The sequence below is a fragment of the Bacillus sp. CFBP9009 genome (genome assembly GCF_036541465.1).
Classification (GTDB): Bacteria; Bacillota; Bacilli; order Bacillales; family DSM-1321; genus Peribacillus.
The window spans coordinates 1-18,622 of sequence record NZ_JAZHFU010000031.1; the positions used below are offsets into that span (position 1 = coordinate 1).

The 18,622-nt window shown below is 37.0% G+C and carries 19 protein-coding genes and 2 pseudogenes; 7 read left to right on the forward strand and 14 right to left on the reverse strand.

The window, feature by feature from the left end; all coding sequences use genetic code 11:
* Positions 1–225: 225 nt before the first annotated feature.
* The 5 genes from V3595_RS27660 to V3595_RS27680 all read right to left on the reverse strand — a co-directional run bounded on the left by V3595_RS27660 (position 226) and on the right by V3595_RS27680 (position 3,936).
* Complete coding sequence (locus tag V3595_RS27660; protein WP_323599048.1) at positions 226–1,218, reverse strand: NADP-dependent oxidoreductase; 993 nt, start codon at positions 1,216–1,218, stop codon at positions 226–228.
* 104 nt (positions 1,219–1,322) lie between these two features.
* Entirely contained in the window at positions 1,323–1,979 is a 657-nt protein-coding gene (locus V3595_RS27665; RefSeq protein WP_485911070.1) for an oxidoreductase, read from the reverse strand.
* 20 nt (positions 1,980–1,999) lie between these two features.
* Entirely contained in the window at positions 2,000–2,386 is a 387-nt protein-coding gene (locus V3595_RS27670) for an oxidoreductase (protein ID WP_485911072.1), read from the reverse strand.
* A 14-nt stretch (positions 2,387–2,400) separates the two neighbouring features.
* On the reverse strand, positions 2,401–3,249 hold the full coding sequence (locus tag V3595_RS27675; RefSeq protein WP_485911074.1) for an alpha/beta fold hydrolase: 849 nt from the start codon (positions 3,247–3,249) through the stop codon (positions 2,401–2,403).
* A 111-nt stretch (positions 3,250–3,360) separates the two neighbouring features.
* Positions 3,361–3,936: a TetR/AcrR family transcriptional regulator gene (locus tag V3595_RS27680; protein WP_101226031.1), complete on the reverse strand. Its 576-nt coding sequence runs from the start codon at positions 3,934–3,936 to the stop codon at positions 3,361–3,363.
* Positions 3,937–4,340: 404 nt separating this feature from the next.
* On the opposite strand from V3595_RS27680, the pseudogene V3595_RS27685 reads away from it, so the two are divergent.
* A pseudogene (locus tag V3595_RS27685) lies at positions 4,341–4,529 on the forward strand (DUF6366 family protein); the annotation flags it as partial.
* A gap of 107 nt (positions 4,530–4,636) precedes the next feature.
* Here V3595_RS27685 and V3595_RS27690 read toward each other — a convergent pair.
* Complete coding sequence (locus V3595_RS27690; RefSeq protein WP_485911076.1) at positions 4,637–5,047, reverse strand: Lrp/AsnC family transcriptional regulator; 411 nt, start codon at positions 5,045–5,047, stop codon at positions 4,637–4,639.
* Between the two features lie 117 nt (positions 5,048–5,164).
* Here V3595_RS27690 and V3595_RS27695 point away from each other — a divergent pair, with 117 nt between their 5' ends.
* The 5 genes and pseudogenes from V3595_RS27695 (at position 5,165) to V3595_RS27715 (ending at position 8,795) form a co-directional block, all read left to right on the forward strand.
* The gene (locus V3595_RS27695; RefSeq protein WP_485911078.1) at positions 5,165–5,926 is read left to right on the forward strand and encodes an MBL fold metallo-hydrolase; all 762 of its coding nucleotides are present in this window, start codon (positions 5,165–5,167) and stop codon (positions 5,924–5,926) included.
* Positions 5,927–5,970: 44 nt separating this feature from the next.
* A complete protein-coding gene (locus V3595_RS27700; protein WP_485911080.1) occupies positions 5,971–7,170 on the forward strand; it encodes an MFS transporter in 1,200 nt (399 codons plus the stop codon).
* A gap of 126 nt (positions 7,171–7,296) precedes the next feature.
* Positions 7,297–7,404, forward strand: a complete 108-nt coding sequence (locus V3595_RS27705; RefSeq protein WP_485911111.1) for a MarR family transcriptional regulator — start codon at positions 7,297–7,299, stop codon at positions 7,402–7,404.
* Positions 7,405–7,413: 9 nt separating this feature from the next.
* Entirely contained in the window at positions 7,414–7,572 is a 159-nt protein-coding gene (locus V3595_RS27710; protein WP_485911082.1) for a hypothetical protein, read from the forward strand.
* A gap of 42 nt (positions 7,573–7,614) precedes the next feature.
* A pseudogene (locus tag V3595_RS27715) lies at positions 7,615–8,795 on the forward strand (MFS transporter).
* Between the two features lie 548 nt (positions 8,796–9,343).
* On the opposite strand, the gene V3595_RS27720 reads toward V3595_RS27715, so the two are convergent.
* Positions 9,344–10,171 carry a cytochrome c oxidase assembly protein gene (locus V3595_RS27720; protein WP_485911113.1) on the reverse strand — a complete coding sequence of 276 codons (828 nt, stop codon included), beginning with the start codon at positions 10,169–10,171 and terminating at the stop codon, positions 9,344–9,346.
* Positions 10,158–10,676, reverse strand: coding sequence for a DUF2243 domain-containing protein (locus tag V3595_RS27725; RefSeq protein ID WP_485911084.1), 519 nt, complete (start codon positions 10,674–10,676; stop codon positions 10,158–10,160). The genes V3595_RS27720 and V3595_RS27725 overlap by 14 nt, the downstream gene beginning before the upstream one ends.
* Before the next feature lie 329 nt (positions 10,677–11,005).
* Between V3595_RS27725 and V3595_RS27730 the strand changes: the two genes are divergently transcribed.
* Entirely contained in the window at positions 11,006–11,833 is an 828-nt protein-coding gene (locus V3595_RS27730) for a glycerophosphodiester phosphodiesterase (protein ID WP_485911086.1), read from the forward strand.
* 162 nt (positions 11,834–11,995) lie between these two features.
* On the opposite strand, the gene V3595_RS27735 is transcribed toward V3595_RS27730, so the two are convergent.
* From V3595_RS27735 to V3595_RS27760, 6 genes are all read right to left on the reverse strand, one after another.
* Positions 11,996–12,214, reverse strand: a complete 219-nt coding sequence (locus tag V3595_RS27735) for a hypothetical protein (RefSeq protein ID WP_485911115.1) — start codon at positions 12,212–12,214, stop codon at positions 11,996–11,998.
* A gap of 119 nt (positions 12,215–12,333) precedes the next feature.
* Complete coding sequence (locus V3595_RS27740) at positions 12,334–13,884, reverse strand: class I adenylate-forming enzyme family protein (RefSeq protein WP_485911088.1); 1,551 nt, start codon at positions 13,882–13,884, stop codon at positions 12,334–12,336.
* A gap of 392 nt (positions 13,885–14,276) precedes the next feature.
* The gene (sda, locus tag V3595_RS27745) at positions 14,277–14,408 is read right to left on the reverse strand and encodes a sporulation histidine kinase inhibitor Sda (RefSeq protein ID WP_201183596.1); all 132 of its coding nucleotides are present in this window, start codon (positions 14,406–14,408) and stop codon (positions 14,277–14,279) included.
* Between the two features lie 224 nt (positions 14,409–14,632).
* Complete coding sequence (locus V3595_RS27750) at positions 14,633–16,198, reverse strand: ROK family protein (protein ID WP_485911090.1); 1,566 nt, start codon at positions 16,196–16,198, stop codon at positions 14,633–14,635.
* Entirely contained in the window at positions 16,198–17,286 is a 1,089-nt protein-coding gene (locus V3595_RS27755; protein WP_485911092.1) for an S-methyl thiohydantoin desulfurase family protein, read from the reverse strand. The genes V3595_RS27750 and V3595_RS27755 overlap by 1 nt, the downstream gene beginning before the upstream one ends.
* The gene (locus tag V3595_RS27760) at positions 17,283–18,617 is read right to left on the reverse strand and encodes a cytosine permease (protein WP_485911094.1); all 1,335 of its coding nucleotides are present in this window, start codon (positions 18,615–18,617) and stop codon (positions 17,283–17,285) included. The genes V3595_RS27755 and V3595_RS27760 overlap by 4 nt, the downstream gene beginning before the upstream one ends.
* Positions 18,618–18,622: the final 5 nt, after the last annotated feature.

Genomic DNA, 18,622 nt, shown 5'->3' on the forward strand with positions numbered 1-18,622 from the left:
CAATGGTCGTTGACACTCATGCATCATACAAGAGGGCTCTTTTTCTTTCAAGACTTCGAACATCCTCCTAACAGGAATGCTGCCCCGATAGTTCCATAAGAAAAAGCTGCCTTAAAGACAGCTCTGATCTTCAGCTAACCTGCCCCGTTAGTTCTATTCGCAACCTCGATAAGTTAAAAAAACAAACACTTTCTCCCTAAGGAAAGGTTTGTTAGATAAGACTGATTATTTCAATTTAAGTATTATTTTTCCCTTTGCTCTTCCAGTCTCTGCATACTCCAATGCTTTTTGGGCATCTTCGAAAATAAAAACTTTATCAAGTGTAGGCTTAATTACTTCTGACTCTAACATTTCTGTTAAAATTTCCAACTGCTCTCCACTATGCTTCATAAAAAGAAACGTGTATTGGACATTATGTTTTTTTTCTAGCTTCGTAAGTTTATAACTTGCAATGGAAAATAAGGTTTTTTTTAATGAGCTAAATCCGTTTTCTTTAGCAAAGCGACCATTCGGGATTCCAGATATAGAAACAATCTTTCCTCCTTTTTTTAATGTTACAAATGATTTCTCTAACGTCGCCCCCCCAATGGTATCAAGAACTGCGTTGTAGTCACGAATCGAATGTTCGAACTTTTCTGTCTTGTAATTAATAACTTCGTCAGCGCCAAGAGATTTCACCAAATCACTACCACCACTAGCTGTAGTTGCGACAAAAGCACCTATATGTTTTGCAAGTTGGATAGCAAATGTTCCTACACCCCCTGATCCTGCATGTATTAATATTTTATGTCCTTTTTCAATTCGCAGAATATCATGTAAAGCTTGGTAGGATGTCAATCCGACTAGAGGGATGGAGGCGGCTTCTTCAAAACTTAAATTTTTCGGTTTTAATGCAATATCTTCTTGGTTGACAGAGATATATTCAGTAAAAGTTCCCATTTTATTTGCTCTAGGTCGACCATATACTTCATCACCGACTTTAAACTTCGTGACACTAGCACCTACTTCAACAATTTTTCCAGAAAAATCATTTCCTAAAATTAACGGCATCTTGTATTTCAATAATAATTTTAATTCACCTTTTCGAATTTTTGTATCAAGAGGATTTATACTCGCCGCATATATCTCAACTAAGACCTCATCATTATTCATTTTGGGCATAGGGAAGTCTAAAAAATTTGGTTTTTTACCGTAGTTTTCAATTGCTAAAGCTTTCATTACAATCCTCCACATTTTTATTTAACGCACATGTATCTTTTCATGACGAACCCTAAGAAAAAAGATTATGAATATCCCTGGATGGGATATTCATATTAACTAAATTATTTTAAGAAAGGATAATCTGTATAACCTTCTTTTCCCCCTGCATAGAGCGTGTTTTTATCAGGTTCGTTTAGGGGAGCACCTGATTGAATCCGTTCTACAAAGTCTGGATTAGCAAGTACCCAAGTTCCAACTGTGACAACATCTGCAAAATTATTATCTACATCAGACGAAAGTTGATCCAGAGGACGACCAGGACGGTTAACAAGAAGTGATTGATCCCAAAGTTGACGCACATCTTTTAGGAATTGCTTGTTTCCAAAGTGCATTAAATGCAGATATGCAAGGTTAAGCTTATTTAATTCACTTATTAAATAGCGATACATCTCAAGGCTATTTTCCCCCTCATCAATGCCTTGCAGTGTTCCTTGAGGAGAAAAACGGATGCCTGTTCTTTCTGCTCCTATTTCATCAACAACTGCTTTAGCTACTTCAATAGCGAATCGAGAACGCCCCTCAATCGTACCACCGTATGCATCTTGACGATGATTGGAGTTTTCACTAAGGAATTGTTGGATCAGATAACCATTCGCTCCGTGAATTTCAACTCCGTCTGCACCAGCTTCAATTGCTGAACGTGCTGCTAAACGAAACTCATTGATAACATCTTTTATCTCAAGCTCACTCAATTCTCTTGGTGTTGGAATTTCTTTCATTCCTTCTGCCGTGAAAATTTCTACACCAGGTGCAATAGCTGACGGTGCAACTGCTTGGCGGTGATGAGGTGTGTTATCAGGATGTGATGTGATACACGTCCCACATGCATAAGCTGAACAAAAATATGACCGCCTTCACCATGAACTTTAGAAGTTACTTTTTTCCACCCTTTAATATGATTTTCTGTATAAATTCCAGGTGTATTAGTGTAACCTTGCCCATCATCTGAAGGTTGGGTTCCTTCGCTTATAATTAAACCGACTGAAGCACGCTGACCATAGTACTCTGCTATTAGATCGCTCGGCGTACCATCTGGTAAAGCTCTACTTCTAGTCATCGGAGCCATTCCTATACGATTTTTCAAGTCAATGTTTCCGATACGAAATTTTTCAAATAATCTGCTCATATGAATACTCCTTTTTAATAAGAATTAGAATCAAGGAATGAATTTACGTGTTCTGCAAATAGTTCTGAAAATTGAAACAGGTGCCCGTGACCAGAATCAGGATATATAATCAGCTGTGCTTTGGGTAATTTCTCTGTTAAGATATAACTGTTTTTAGTCGGTACCATCACATCATTAACACCATTAGTAACAAGTACAGGGTGTTTGATGTTTTGTAACCATTCATAATCATGATTGGATTTTTGTTTAGCCCATTTTGCAATGGCTTGTAATTGTGCCTCTTTTACTTGTTCTGAACTGTTTACTTTTTTCTGATTAAAAATTCTTTGTAGTGAAGCCATTCCTGCAGATTTACTTGTTTCGGTTCGTCCGTAGAAAAAGAACATAAAATCATTTATTCCATCTTCTTCCGTTCCGCCGTGACGATTCATTCTTTCAAAAATCTCTGGATTTGGATTAATACCAGATTCAGGCGAAGTACCTGCCATAATAATTTTTCTTACTAAATCTCCCTCTTGTAAAGCTAGCTCTTGTGCAACCATGCCACCAATGGAAAAACCAAGAATGTCAACTTGTTCTAATCCAAGAGTTTTTATAAATGTTGCTGTATCTTTTGCCATATCAGCAATTGTAGTAGGCGTTAGTCCATCGGTCTCACCAACCCCTTTATTGTCAAACAAGATTACTGGGCGTGTATTTGCAATAGGTTCAAGCATGTTTGGATCCCAGTTTTCCATCGTTCCTCTAAAGTGAACAAGAAAAACTACTGGTATACCATCTTGTGTACCAAATTTTCTATATGCGTAACGAGTTCCATCTGCTTCAATAAATTCTGATTCTGTTGGTATTTTAAAGTTAGTCATTATTGTGTTCCTCCTTAGAAATTAAAAAACGGTTTTATAAGTATGCATTATGATGGTTTGTTTCATGTTCATTTTTAGAATGAACGTTCTAAAAAGGGTAAAAAAAGAAAGCTAGTCCAACACTGAAAGTGCTAGAGTGATGATGCCTTCTAATTCTTTTTTATTGTAATTAGTTTTTATTAGTACTCTTATACCTACCAAATTGTTGTGTAAGAAACGAGATGTGTTATCAGAATCGATTTCTTTTGATAGCTCTCCACTAGTCTGGCCCCGTTTTATAAGGTTATTAAACATATCTTCAGTACGGTTAAACATTTTTGTAACTATGCGTCCAATTTCTTTGTCCAGCAAAGATAATTCTATGGCTGCATTTACTGATAGACAACCTTTTGGGTATTGTTCAATGGAATTCAGTACGAAAATAAAAACATCACGTATCGTCTGTTTAATGGATGAAGTGCTACTAATTATGCTTTCCATCTCATTGACGATGAGCTCTTCATAGTGATTAAGGGAAGCTAAAAACAATGAACGCTTGTCACCAAATGTATCATATATACTCCTGCGGTGTATCCCCATATGATCCACCAAATCTTGCATGGATGTTTTTTCATAACCCTGTGCCCAGAAAAGCTCCATTGCTTTTCTTAATACTGCTTTTTCGTCAAACTCTTTACTTCTAGCCATTTTATTTCTCCTTAAAAAAAATCCATGAACCAATACTAACAAAAACAAACGTCATAATCCATTGTAGAATGAACGTTCTAAAATAAACACATGAATTTCAAACCATGATTCAATAATACCCTTTTTAGAACGATTAGTAAAGAATTATAAATACCCAATAATCCCCAACACATTTGCTACATATCACAATGTTATCCTTTAACTTTCACCTAGGGGTACCGCCAAGCATTTCTTTATTCGTTTAGTTTCTTCAGGATTGTTTTCTTCCACTGTACAATTAATGGATCAAACTCTTTTACAGATGCACTCATACCAAATAAACAAGAAACAGCGATTAGAAAAAAACATCTGAGCCCTTACTCAACCAAACTGCCCCTTTAGTTGCATAAGAACCTGAAAGAAGAAGAGAAAAATTAAGACAAGAAGAATTAAAAGGAAATCCTTCTAGCAGCGTTCACGGTGGAGGCCTTGCTGAATTTGTTGGTAGCTTAGGTTGGAAAGGTACGGGAATTCTTATTCTTGTAATCATAATCGGCTTTATTTTTGTATCACCCTTCTGTTTCTTTATCTTCCCCCATTTGAACACCCCCTAATTAAGCAACCAGTCCTTTTAAACTTTACCACAAACAACCATTATCCTTGTTGAACTATCCTGCCCATTTAGTTTAAGTATATTTGTTCACAAACTCCCCATATAACACTATTTATTAATAACAATTGATAATTTATAATTTGCATGCTCGTTTAAGTCTTCCAAAAATTGATTTAAAAGTTCATTTGATGGAAATTTGCATTCGAGAAGATAACAGCCATCTCCACTGATTTTATAGTTATTTATGATGTATTGTTCTTGTGTTTTTATGAACGACAGATAAGGTTGGTGATAAGTGCTATGTGTAATGATAGTAATAAACGCATGGATAAAACAACCTAATTTAACTTGATTAACTTTAATGGCATATCCCTCAATCACTCCATTATCTTCTAATTTGGCAACTCTAGATGCAGCTGCTTGACCAGTCAAATGGACTTTCTCCCCCAATTCTTTCATCGTGATTCGACTGTTTTTGGATAGTTCATGTAAGATACCCATATCCGTATTATCTAACATTTATTCAAATCCTTTCAATTATCAAGTCAAAGGGCCAAAAGACTTGATTTTATCTATGTATTTGCTAATTGTCCATAGTATAAACTATACGTAGATTAAAGAATAGGAGCGATAAAGATGAATATTAAACAAATTCGAAATGCCACACTTGTTGTCGAATATGCAGGCAAAAGATTTTTAATAGATCCGATGTTAGCTGAGAAAGGTACGTACCCACCGTTCCCAAATTCATTAAGACAAGATCAATTTAATCCTTTAGTTAGTTTACCAACATCGATTGAAAATATTATTCATGATATAGATGCTGTCATTGTCACTCACCTACACCTAGACCACTTTGATGATGTTGCCAAAGAGGTATTGCCAAAAGATATCAAAATGTTTGTTCAAAATGAGGAAGATGCTACAGAAGTTAGAAACGCCGGTTTCCAAAATGTAGAGATTTTACAAGAAGATACAGTCTTTGAGGGTATCCAATTAATCAAAACAAAAGGCGAGCACGGAAGAGGAGAAATATTAAAACTTGCTGGTTTAGTATGTGGCGTTGTCTTCAAACACTCAAATGAAAAAACGTTATATGTAGCTGGAGATACAGTATGGTATGACGCAGTCCAAGAAGTGATTGATACAAATAAACCAGAAATCATTGCTGTAAATGGTGGAAATAATCAATTCTTTGAAGGCGGTTCTCTCATCATGGGGAAAGAGGATATCTATGAAGTGTACAAGTCTGCCCCTAACGCTCAGATTATTGTGAGCCACATGGAAGCCGTAAATCACTGGACACTATCAAAAAACGAATTAAAAAACTTTCTTGATGAAAAGGGAATCTCTTCTACTGTTTTAATCCCAGATGATGGCGAATCATACTCATTATAGGTTGAAAAATGAACAAAAATATCATGAAGGGAGGAGATGAAACAATGCAAACAAAATCTAAAGTGTGGACGAAAGATTTTATCATTCTTTCTTTAGTTAATTTTTTCTTAACATTAATATTCTTTTTATTAAATGCAACAATCACCCTTTATGCTTTAAATGAATTCAATGCATCTACAAGCCAAGCTGGTCTTGTAGCCGGTATTTTTATTATCGGGGCATTAATCGGTCGTTTGTTTACCGGGCCGTTCATGAATACAATTGGACCAAAACGAATATTAATGATCGGGTTAATCTTTTTTACATTAACTACATTGTTATACTTTATAGATTACGGGATTTCCTTTCTCATAATGAGCCGGTTCGTAAACGGTATTACAGTGGGTATAGCGACTACCGTAATTGGTACGATTGTCGCCCTCACAATACCGGAATCACGGAGAGGGGAAGGAATTGGCTACTTTGCTGTAAGTACAGCACTGGCTACTGGACTCGGTCCATTCATTGGCCTTTACATGAGTCAGCATAAAAGCTTCGACATGATTTTTAGTTTCAGCCTTGTTTTAGGGATTATTAGCTTAGTAACCGGATTCTTCGTTAATATCCCTTTATCCAAAACAACGAAAATGAAACACGAAAATGTTGGATTTAAGCTTTCCGGCTTCATTGAGCCAAAAGCACTTCCCATTGGTATCATTATCCTTACGATGGCCTTCTGTTTCTCCGGTGTTCTTTCTTATTTAAATTTATATGCTATCAAGTTAGATTTAGTGGATACAGCAAGCTTTTTCTTCATTGTATATACAGCCTCTGTCTTGGTATCGCGACCATTAACCGGCCGGTTGATGGACAGAAAAGGAGCAAACTTTATTATGTATCCGGCCTTTATCCTTTTTGGAGTCGGAATGCTGCTCCTCAGTTCAGCAAACAACAGTGTAACCTTCTTATTAGCAGGTGCTTTGATTGGTTTTGGCTTTGGTAACATTTTGTCAGTGGGTCAGACAATAGCAGTTAATTTGGCTGCACCTCACCGCATGGGCCTCGCCACAGCCACTTTCTTTATATCTTTTGACATAGGTAATGGATTTGGCCCTTCTCTTCTTGGATTGGTCATTCCAACAACCGGTTATAGTGCCCTGTATGCGATTTTGGGTATCGTCGTCTTTGCAACGTCTACCCTCTACTACTTCCTATACGGCAAAAAAGAACGTGCATATCGGTTACGTATGGCTGAATCAAGTTGATAAATGTTTGGCAAAGGACATCCTACAGCAATCTGGATGTCCTTTTTAACTTAACTTAACTTTTAAGGAGGATTATATGCTTTCAAATTATCGAAAAATTTTTAAGGAATTAAACGACGTTTTGAAATCGCACAGCAGTTTGCGATTTCAAAAAGTGCTGTGAGCCAAGTATTATCAAAACTTGAAGTACAACATTTTATTAAACGAGAGAGCAATCCAAATAATCACCGTTAATTTTTCATCGTGTTAGCTGAAGAGGGATTGGCTTATCAAGCATTAATCGAGGAAGCCGACGAGGAATTTGTCGAGAAACATTATACAGATATCGACCTAGAAAGTCTGCGAAATGTACTACAAACTATGAAGAAAGTGAATGCATCTATTTCAAAATCCTTAAAATAGGATAGCGATCTGTATTGATGTCATTTGAGGAAATAAATCATCATGAATCGAAAAGAAAAAGTGTCTATCGCACTTGTATTATCTAGTTTATTTATTGCTTATGTAGGGATTGGATTAGTAGTACCGGTCATGCCTTCCATCGCGGAGGAATTAAGTCTTAGTGGTGCTACTGTCGGATACTTATACGCTGCAATGGCCGTTGCTCAATTACTTGCCTCTCCTTTTACCGGCATTTGGGTTGATACAATCGGTCGAAAAAAAATGATTGTGATTGGCTTACTATTATTCTCGTTTTCTAAACTTTTATTTGGATTCGGAAACGAAACATGGGTACTGTTTGTTAGCCGACTATTAGGCGGTGTGAGTGAAGCCTTTATTATGCCGGCAGTAATTACGTATATTGCAGATAAAACAACGATGGCGAATCGAGCAAAAGCGTTAGGCTACCAATCGGCTGCGATTAGCTTAGGGTTTATTATTGGACCCGCAATCGGTGGGTTCATTGCAGAGTTGGGCATTCGTGCCCCATTCTTCTTTGCTGCTGCAATCTCATTTATCGCTGCAATTATCATTTTTATCGTATTAGAAGAGCCAATTTCAAAAGGGCAGCTTCAAAAAAATAGCGAATCGAATGTACGTCCACAATTTATTCAAGAATTTAAAAAGTCATTCAATCCGCAGTACTTCACGCCATTATTCATCGTGTTTGTACTTGCATTTGGACTTGCAATTTATGAAATGATGTTAAGCTTATTCGTTGATGAAAAGTTTGGTTTTACTGTACGTGATATTTCAATTATTATCACAGTCGGTTCCATTGCTGGGTTGTTGCGCAAATATTATTCTTTGATAAGCTTGTATCGTTATTTGGAGAGAAATTGATTATTACTATGTCTCTATTATCGGCTGCGATTTTTATTTTTGTGACTATTTTAATTAATGGTTACTGGCTCATCATTGCCATTACAAGCATTGTATTCTTCTCTTGCGACATTTTACGTCCAGCTGTAACATCATTTTTATCAAAAATTGCTGGGGAAAATCAGGGCTTCATTGCTGGTATGAACTCTGCTTATACAAGCTTAGGAATTATATTAGGTCCTATCGTTGGTGGTATTTTATTTGATATCCATATCGATATACCGTATATATCTGCAGCAATTATACTCATAATCGCCTTTATAATTTCAACAGCAAAACTAAAGAAACCTACTTTTAATTAATTCCCTTTAGAAGTCCACTACCTCTTAAAAGATAATGGAAGAAAAGTGACTGCGTCATTCAGCCCTGCAGATGGTTCAGTTTCCCTTACTGTTGGTAGAAAATAATGCCTCAACACACAAAAAGCTAAGAGGAAATTTTCTTAGCTTTTTGCTAATCTTTATTCCATAAACTGGCCCAATTGTTGAATAAAGATCAAACAGCACTCTTCAACTATCCTGCCCCGATAGTTGCATAAGAAAAAGCTGCCTTAAAGACAGCTCTAATCCTAAGCTAAAGCACCCGTTAGCCATCCATGAATCGCAAAAACCGGCGATTCACCACAAAGAATGAAAATGGTTAGGAAGTGTCAATACTTGATACTGACCTTAATCCAGTCAACCCTAATCTATAGACTAATTATTAACGCTCTCCTCTTTTTTTAAAACGATTGAGTAGGGTCTTCTTAAGTATTGTCATTTTTCATTTTTAAAGAAACTTATTTTCATGGTAGTTCAATAAAAAAAGGCTTTACTCTTGATTGAGGAAACACCTGTTAGTGAAACAATAATTATCTTTGTTCAATAGCTTGGCCCAAAGCTAGTCCTCTCCGAGGTTTGGTCGCTCTAAACCATTGCAAACAAAGTATGAAGATAATAATAATGTCAATGATATCTCCACCATAGTACATAATCATGCTTCCCTGATTTGCCTGTTCTAACGGTATACCAGCAGGTGGGTGAGTATAGATGTACTTTGATAGAATACCATGGCCAGCTAAGGCAATAATCAACACGATTGAACGGTATAAAAAAGAAATCCGGTGGAGTATTGGGTCAATATAAATCATTGACACTGTGAATAGGTAACCGGCCATGAATACATGGAAATGCACAATGAAATTCAAAACGGTACTCTCGTGCATAAGTGAGTATAGGTTGGTCGTGTACAACAACCACAGCCCTCCTATATTTAAGACAGATGTAACAATAGGATGGGTAAACATGCGAGACAGCCAACTCCTTAGAACACGAGTAAGACGTCTTGCTGAAGTGATTCTTATTGTTCGTAGCACTAGCGTCATTGGTGCAGCAAGTACCATAAGCAATGGAGCTAGCATCCCCAAGAGTAAATGACCTAGCATATGCGCTGTGAAATCTATGTGGGCGCGATTTGCTAGGGGTCCGGCCACTGAAATAACTGCCAAGAGAACTCCAGAAACCCAGTATACAGTTCGGGATAGAGGCCATTGCTTATGATGCCGATTGGAGATAATTACAGCAAAAATATACAGAATCAACGCTAATATAAAAGGCAGTGCTAAAAGTAGCTGAGGTGCTATCTCTGCTACTTGGTTCAAGTTAGTTCCCACGCTATTACTGTGATTATTGTGATTCATGGTCAACAGTCTTTCCATGTTGTTGTCTGCTTCGTGTACGAATAATGAGGGTGGCACCGATTATAATCATGACAATAGCAAGGAAATTCCAAATCAAATCATAGACATACACATTATCTACATAGCGAATCTGATGTAACCCCATTAATTTGTGCTGGATGGTCCCATCGTATAACTGGAAAGCCCCTCCCCCAAGAAACACACCTGCTAACCACCTTTTGAACCAATAAGCTTGTTTACGGTGTAAGTCTGCTAATAAAAACGAAGAAGCAATGGTCGCAAACCAACTAAAAGCATGGAACAAACCATCCGAAACCAGTCCAATGTCTGTCGTTGATTTGTCGTAGAAATGGTGCCAATGTAACAGCTGATGAAACACAACTTCATCGATAAAACCGACTATACCGAGTCCGAATAGAATCCCAGTCCATATATTTCTACTTGAGTAAACAGATCGATTCGAAATGTTTGAATTATTTTCGAGGCTTTTATTTGTATTACTCATTTGCTCCTCCTTTTCTATAAGCTTTATTAACTCTGTCATTTTGTATTTACCCTAATATCCCCAAAAATCATCATTTATATTCAGAAAAAAACAGAATTTTAAAGGCTTTGGCAGGGTTAACCCTGATTTGTGCCTTTAGGCATGTGTAACTTAGAAATAAATTTTGAACGGTCCCATACTTCTTCTTGATAGGGAATCTTAACCGTAAATATACAATTGATTAAAAAGGATATTAGACATATAAAACCAATACATTATAAACATATTTCTTCAACATTTCTTTTCTATAATTATAGTTGTATACATATTTTAGATTGGAGATGGAGAACATGAACAAAAAATTATTAGCAGGTGCCGGGGTAGCATTTACGTTGTTATTCAGTCCACTAAGTCAAGCTTTTGCATCAGAAACAATAGGAGACTTAAGAAAGGTTGATAATGTTGCCCATCGTGGGGCATCGGCATATGCACCTGAAAATACGATTGCTGCTTTTGATAAAGCAGTAGAAATGAAGGCAGATTATATTGAAATCGATGTTCAAAGAAGCAAGGATGGAGAATTAGTACTTATCCATGATACGACAGTTGATCGTACAACTGATGGAACTGGAAAAGTTGGTGATTTCATGTTTGAAGAACTAAGAAGCCTTGATGCAGGCAGCTGGAAAGGTGAGCAATTTGCTGGTGAACAAATCCCAACATTTGATGAGATTCTTGATCGTTACCACGGGAAAATTGGAATATTAATAGAATTAAAGGCTTCAGAGCTTTATCCTGGGATTGAAGAAAGTGTAGCTGAAGAATTAAAAGAACGAAATCTTGATAAACCACAAAATGAAAAAATCATTATCCAATCATTTAACCATAAATCAATGGAAAAAATGAATGATCTCGTTCCTAAAGTTCCAATCGGTGTGTTAACATCTTCAAGAGCTGACACAACAGAACAAGCCTTACAGGAATTTTCAACATATGCCGACTATTTTAATCCAAGCTATGGAATTGTTACTGAAGAATTAGTGAATCAAGTTCACTCTCTTGATATGAAAATTGGATCATGGACAGTACGTAGTCAAGAGGCAGCAGATTTCCTATTAGATATGGGAGTTGACGCAATTATTACGGATTATCCAGATTATGTAGATCCAAGAAACTAATATTTTTGTATAATTATTAGAAAAAAGGTCGATTTCTACAGGAGATTGATCTTTTTTTTGGGTTGAAACCATATTCGCCATTATTTCTTTTACTTATCATTTGAACTTATTAACTAACTTCACCTTTAGTTCCATAAGAAAAAGTTGGCTTAAAAATCCGTTTTATTTATCATTATCTAAATCATCATCAAGAAAAGACTTTTTATCTTCTTTAATTCCATACTTCTTTTCAAGAAATTGACCAATTATTGAACTGTTAATACCTTTCCTTACTGCTGTTTCGATAACCATATATAGAATAAATAACCCAACAATAGATATGATAACCTCCACTAAAAATCCCCCAAACAAATAATCAATATTCCCCCTTATTTTTATCATAAAACCCACAATTTCTTGTTGAAGTAACCTGGCGATAGTCCTATTTGTCTATTATATAAAAAATAGCAACTGCTTAATCAACGCAGTTGCTTTTTACCTTGTTTCCGTAATAGAAAAAATTAATTAATATGAAAGATTCCATTTCTATCATTTGCAAAGGAATCCCGCAATGTTGTTTTTAATATTTTCCCCGATGGGTTGCGTGGGAGTTCATGGACAAAGTCTACCGATTTTGGTTTCTTATAGCCGGCTAATTTTCCTTCGCAGTAACTAATGATAGCTTCTGCTTTGAGATTAGCCCCTTCTCTTTGTACAACAATGGCTTTAACCGATTCCCCCCACACGGCATCCGGTACACCGATCACCGCAACATCGAGAATCCCGGGATGTGAATAAAGAACTTCCTCAATTTCACGCGGATAAATATTAACGCCGCCGCTGATCAGCATGTCTTTCTTTCGGTCTACAATATAGTAAAATCCATCCTCATCCTGCAGCGCCATATCTCCTACTGTAAAAAAACCATGATAAAACGAAGCGGCGTCAGCATTCGGATTGTTATAATAGCCGTCTAAGTTGTACGGTGATTTAAAATACAACTCCCCTACTTCACCGTTCAAAACCGGGTTCTTCTCGTCATCCAAAATTACACATTCCACAAGCGGGAAAGGATGTCCCACTGAACGTTCCTTCCGTCGAATGTCACCCGGTTTAATGTTCAATGTAATCGCACTTTCAGTCGAACCGTAAAATTCGTTCAAATCGGCATTTTTGAAAAATTCCAGAATATCCATTTTTGTTTGTGTCGGCAGCGGCGAGCCTGCTGAAATCAACACACGCATAGAGGCGATGTCATGCTTTGTTTTTGTGTCTTCCCTCGTGTTGATCAAGAAATTGTACATCGTTGGTGCAAGGAATGTATTTGTGATCTTGTATCGCTCAATGTCTTCAAGCACCTGTTCTGCATTAAATGATTCATGAATGATAAGGGTGCCGCCCACGAGCAGCTGCATGACAAGAAAAATCCATGGGGCTGCATGATAAACGGGCCCGGCAACAAGGTGAATATCTGATTCGTCGATCTTGTATTCATAAGCTGCGGCCATTCCTGTCAGTATTCGGGATCGATGGGAAATGACCACTCCTTTTGGCTTTCCGGTCGTACCGGAAGTGTAGCCCAGATAGAAAGTATCTTTCTCATTAACCTCTATGTTCGGTTCCTCTTCACAGCCTGAAGCAAGAAAATCTACATACCCTTCCATATTTTCATTGGACGCACCACCCACTACCAGTACGGTGTCTAATTGAGAGTTTTTTGGAAGCAACTCTTGGGCAATCCCTTCATATTCTTTTGAAATAATGAATCCCCGGCTTTCAGAGTTTCTTAGTATATATTCTACTTCAGGTCCAACCAGGCGATAGTTTATCGGTACAATGATGACTCCGATTTTGGACAGCCCGGCCATGATCTCGACATAAGCAGCATGATTCTTTAACATGACAGCTACTTTATCGCCTTTTTGAAAGCCACGTTCCAAGAAAGCGTTTCCAATTTTGTTCGCGCGAATGTTTAACTCTTCATATGTCTTGATTGTATCTTGAAAAATAACAGCCGGCTTATTTTTGTACTTACTTGCATTTTGCTTTATAACTGTACCAAATGTCAGCATACTCTCCACCAGTCCTCACTTAAATAAATATAATTTTAAGAAAATTATATCATTTTAAAACAATCTGGTAAAAAAATATTTTTTTGGTAAAAATTAATTTTACCTCTTATTATTGTCGAGTTTATTATCAACCATTAGTTATGACTGAGACCCCTGCTTTAATTTTAAACACATTAAAAAAAGCCTAATTAATAGGCTCTTCAACTGGATAATTGTCTCTACTTCTTCTTTTGAATATTGTTTTCCAATTATTTCAAAACACTTTTAGCTGTTCTACTTTTCTTTGAGTTGTTCCTTATAAATTTTTTTCAATGTTACTGGTACAATTTCATTTGTAAAGACTATCTGTTGGTTTGGGTGTATTTCTATGATATTTCTAGAAAATTTAATGATTATATTACATCTGAACGAAATCTTTTATTTATTTCTTTGGTTAATAATGATATAAAACTGGGATCAATTTCCAATTTTTTTGCTTTTAGATAGGTATTAATTAATAATTCATCGCTTAACTTTTGAAGCAATATTATTCCCCCTTTCAACACCTTTTTAGAACTCTCAATTCTTTCCTTACCACGCACCTTAACATCAAAATCAGGATAATTCGTTTTTAAAGTACTCTTCTACTCAATTCCGTCGTTGTTTATGTGGTTCAGTACTTTGGTTTCTAGTAACAATACCAATCTTTCAAATTATATAAATCTATAAGTTCCTTCTTAATTTTCTTAAAGATAAGACTGTGACTTTTTTAAGTGATTTTCACACCAGAATCAACTAAGTCGCCGACTACTTTTACTTTAATTAGTAATGCATTTCCAGGTAAATACGAAAGTGGTATATCTTCTACAGAAACCACCGATATAGTGGCATTGTTTGCTCCCGCCTTTATTGCCTCCTCAGTAGCTAACTTTTTAGCATGATGGATAGCATCTTCACGGGAAATTCCTTCTAAACTATAAACCTTTTCAACTTCACCACTAATTTGGCCAAGTGCTGCTCCAATTGCATTTGCGGCCTCAAAATGTTTTGGCCTAACGACCTCTGAAACCCCTTTCAAAGAATTCGAAACAATAATGCTCCCACCACCTGATAAAATAAGTGGTACTTCTTTTGAGCTCGTCTTCATTTGATCAATCGCATCCTCTAACATATCTGTCATTTTTTCATATACATTATTACAAAACTCTATTGATAAATGTTCAACCTGCATTGCTCTATCCTCAAAAGCATGTCCTAAACGCGTCACAACATCTGAAGTAGTTAATACATCTCCACCGAAAAGAAGTGCTTTTCTGGTAATCTCATAGCCTACACTCTCCGGTCCAATCGTAAACTTTTCTTCTAATTTAAAAATACGAGATCCGCCGCCCAGCCCAATTGATAAAATATCTGGCATCCTAAAATTAGTATTCACACCACCAATTGTTACAGCTAAAGAAGACTGTCTTGGAAATCCTCTTGTTAATACACCAAGGTCACTTGTTGTTCCTCCAACATCAAGTACGATGGCATCCTTTAATCCTGATAAATGGGCTGAACCTCGAATAGAGTTTGTTGGACCGCACCCCATGGTTAGAATCGGATAACGAAGGGCGTAAGCCGCATTCATTAATGTCCCATCATTTTGACTGAAAAACATTTCCGCTTTAATATCGAGATTACTTAATGCCTTAGAAAATCCATTAATAACAGTTTGACCTGTTGTCATTAAGGCTGCATTTAAAATAGTGGCATTTTCACGTTCTAGTAAACCGATACTACCAATTTCATTAGAAAGAGAAATAGGGATATCTCCAAGCTCTTCCTTTACCCAGGTTGCAACATTTTCTTCTTGTTCTTTATTTACAGGCGCAAACACACCCGAAATAGCAATGCTTTCTACACTCCCCTTTATTTCTTTACAAAATTTCACCACTTCTTCTCTATTTATCTCAGAAATCAATCGTCCATCGAATTCATAGCCACCAGAAACAATATTGGAAGCTCCTTCAATTTCTTCTCTTAAATCTTGTGGCCAATCTGTAAACGGAGGGATAGCTGTTGTAGCAGGCTTCCCAATTCGAATAACACCTACTTTATTTAGACGTTTACGCTCAACAATAGCATTCGTACAATGCGTTGTTCCGAGCATTGCATATCCAATATCACTAGGCTCTATTCTGCTTTCTTGTACCACTTTTGCGATGGCTTCAAAGATCCCACTTTCTACATCTTTTGTAGTTGGTACTTTAACCGTATGAATAACTTGTAAACGTTCGTCTAGTAAAGCTGCATCTGTATTAGTTCCTCCAACATCTACTCCTAAGCGATACATTATCTTCTCTCCTTCTGTAGAACTTCTACTGGTTGATAGTCAAAATCGTACCCAAAATAACGAGGTCCTGCTGTTTCAATTCCCTTTGGCGTTCTCCATTTATCATGGCAAGGAAATGCAACGACTACAACACGTGTACCATATTTCATTCTTTCTGTTGTAATCGGAAAACCCGTTTCAGCATCTAAAACAGCAATCAAATCTGGTGTAGAACATAATAAATGTTCGCCTTCTTTCGCTACTAAATGCTCGTTTTGAAAATAGATGGAAAATGTTTTCCCTTGGTTATTGCGACTACCTTCCAACTTTGCACTACCTCTTGTAAAACCTCCACTAAGCCTCCGTTCAATGTCTGCAATTTTGCCTTCAAATAAACAATATCCATTTAATTCCTTTAACATTTTATTGATTCCTATTTGTTCTTTCACTTGATTATCTAACAAATATTCACCTATTCGTTCAACCAAAGAAAGTGTATCAGGAATAACCGACGTCTTGACATCCTTTCCAAACAGACTATATTCACAAACGGATGAGCTTCCTCCCATTTCAATCGTGAGAGCACGTGCTAATCGTTCTGTCCACACTCCATCTTGTGGATACAACACGACCGTGTTTCCTTTCTCATCAGCCATTGTAACAGGTGATGGGTCAAAACCGTCCAAATAGAAGGTTACCATTTGTGCTTCTGGAAACGCACGCCCCATCGCATCCGCATCTAACATTGGCAAACCTTTTTTAGCAGCAGCGATAATTGGAAATAAAGAGTTGATCCCCCCTACTTCAATTGGCATTACCACATCGACTTTTCTCCCCAGCACTCTTTCTAACATTTCCAATGGTGCTGTCATTTCATTTTCTGACGGTATTTTTTCAATTGCGACAGTTGGGGCACCCATCCCAGATACAGTTACTACCAACTGGTCATCCTCCAATTCATCTAATGAAATTAACTTCACGGGCCCATATTTTCTAATGGCTTCTTTCGCCATCAATTTCCCAATATAAGGATCTCCACCGCCGCCTGTTCCTAAAACGGCTGCGCCTAATGCGATTTTTTCAACTGTCTGTTCATCTATATATCTCATTGTCCAAACTCCTCATTTTCTTTTTTGTCGATCGTTACTTGTTGAAACGAATCCTTTTGTTTCAATAGTTTTCCTAATACCGTTTGTACAATAAATCCACTTAAAACGCCATCAAGGGCAGAGACGCTTGTAAGGGAAAATAAAGCTAATCCTGACGGCTGTGCAGTTGTCAAATAAGTAATCAGCATTCCAGCAACCCAGGCAATGATCGAACGAGTTACGACTGCCTTTGCCTCTAAATGTAGGTCATAGCGTTGGAACTCTGTTTTGACAAAAAAGTATTCAGCTACATAAATACCACCAATCGGTGCAATTATAATCGCCAAAATATTTAAAAATGAAAGAAATTGATCATAAATACCGAGAACTGCCAGGATTGTTGCAATGATTCCTAAAATAATCGTTAACCATTCTTTCGGAATTTTCGTGAAAACTATCGAAAAACCTAGCGAAGAAGAGTATAAATTCGACGTATTCGTCGTCCATTGTGCGAGCGTTAATACGAGTATTCCTGGAATCGCCAGTCCAAGCGTGATAAAAATTTTCATCATATCATCAGTTCCCATTGCCTTTGACATTAAAATAGCTAGGATAATCATGAAGCTGTTTCCAATAAAAATTCCGAAAAATGTAGCAATGATTGCATCCTTTTTACTTTTTGCCCAACGTGAAATATCCGGCTGCACCGTTGCTCCTACTATGAAAATACTAATAACAAGCGAGATCGCACTGCCAAACGTAAATCCTCCTGCTTTAGGAATACTTACGGGCATTGAATAATTTTTCAGCGTTAAAAATAAGGTGAACAGCATTAATCCTAATAATAGCGGCACAGACCACACGCTTAATTTCTCAATAGCCCGGTACCCAAAAATAGCGGTCGTCATCATCAGTAAACCGCCAATTAAAGAAAGGACTTTAACGTTGATGGATACGTGAAAGGCGTCTTGTAAAACTGTGTGCGCATTGGTAGCAAAAAAGCCCACTTGTACCCCAAACCAACCAAGTAAAGATATTCCGAGGACAATAGAAAACACTTGAGCACCGTATTTTCCAAATACATACTTTGTAATCATTGCTGTAGAAAGATTAGTGGAAGATCCAACAATTGCACAAATCGTACATAAAATGGATAGAAGGAGCGAACCGACACAAACCGATAGAATCGCTTGTTTTATCGGCATCCCATTTGCTAATTCCGCGCCTAAAATAACCGCAGATAAGTCGACCCCGATAGCGACTAATACCGAAAACATCGAAAACCATGACCTTCTCAATTCCTTTGGTACAGCCTCCCGTGCAAAATCTGAAGTAACTTTTTCCTCTTTCATAGACG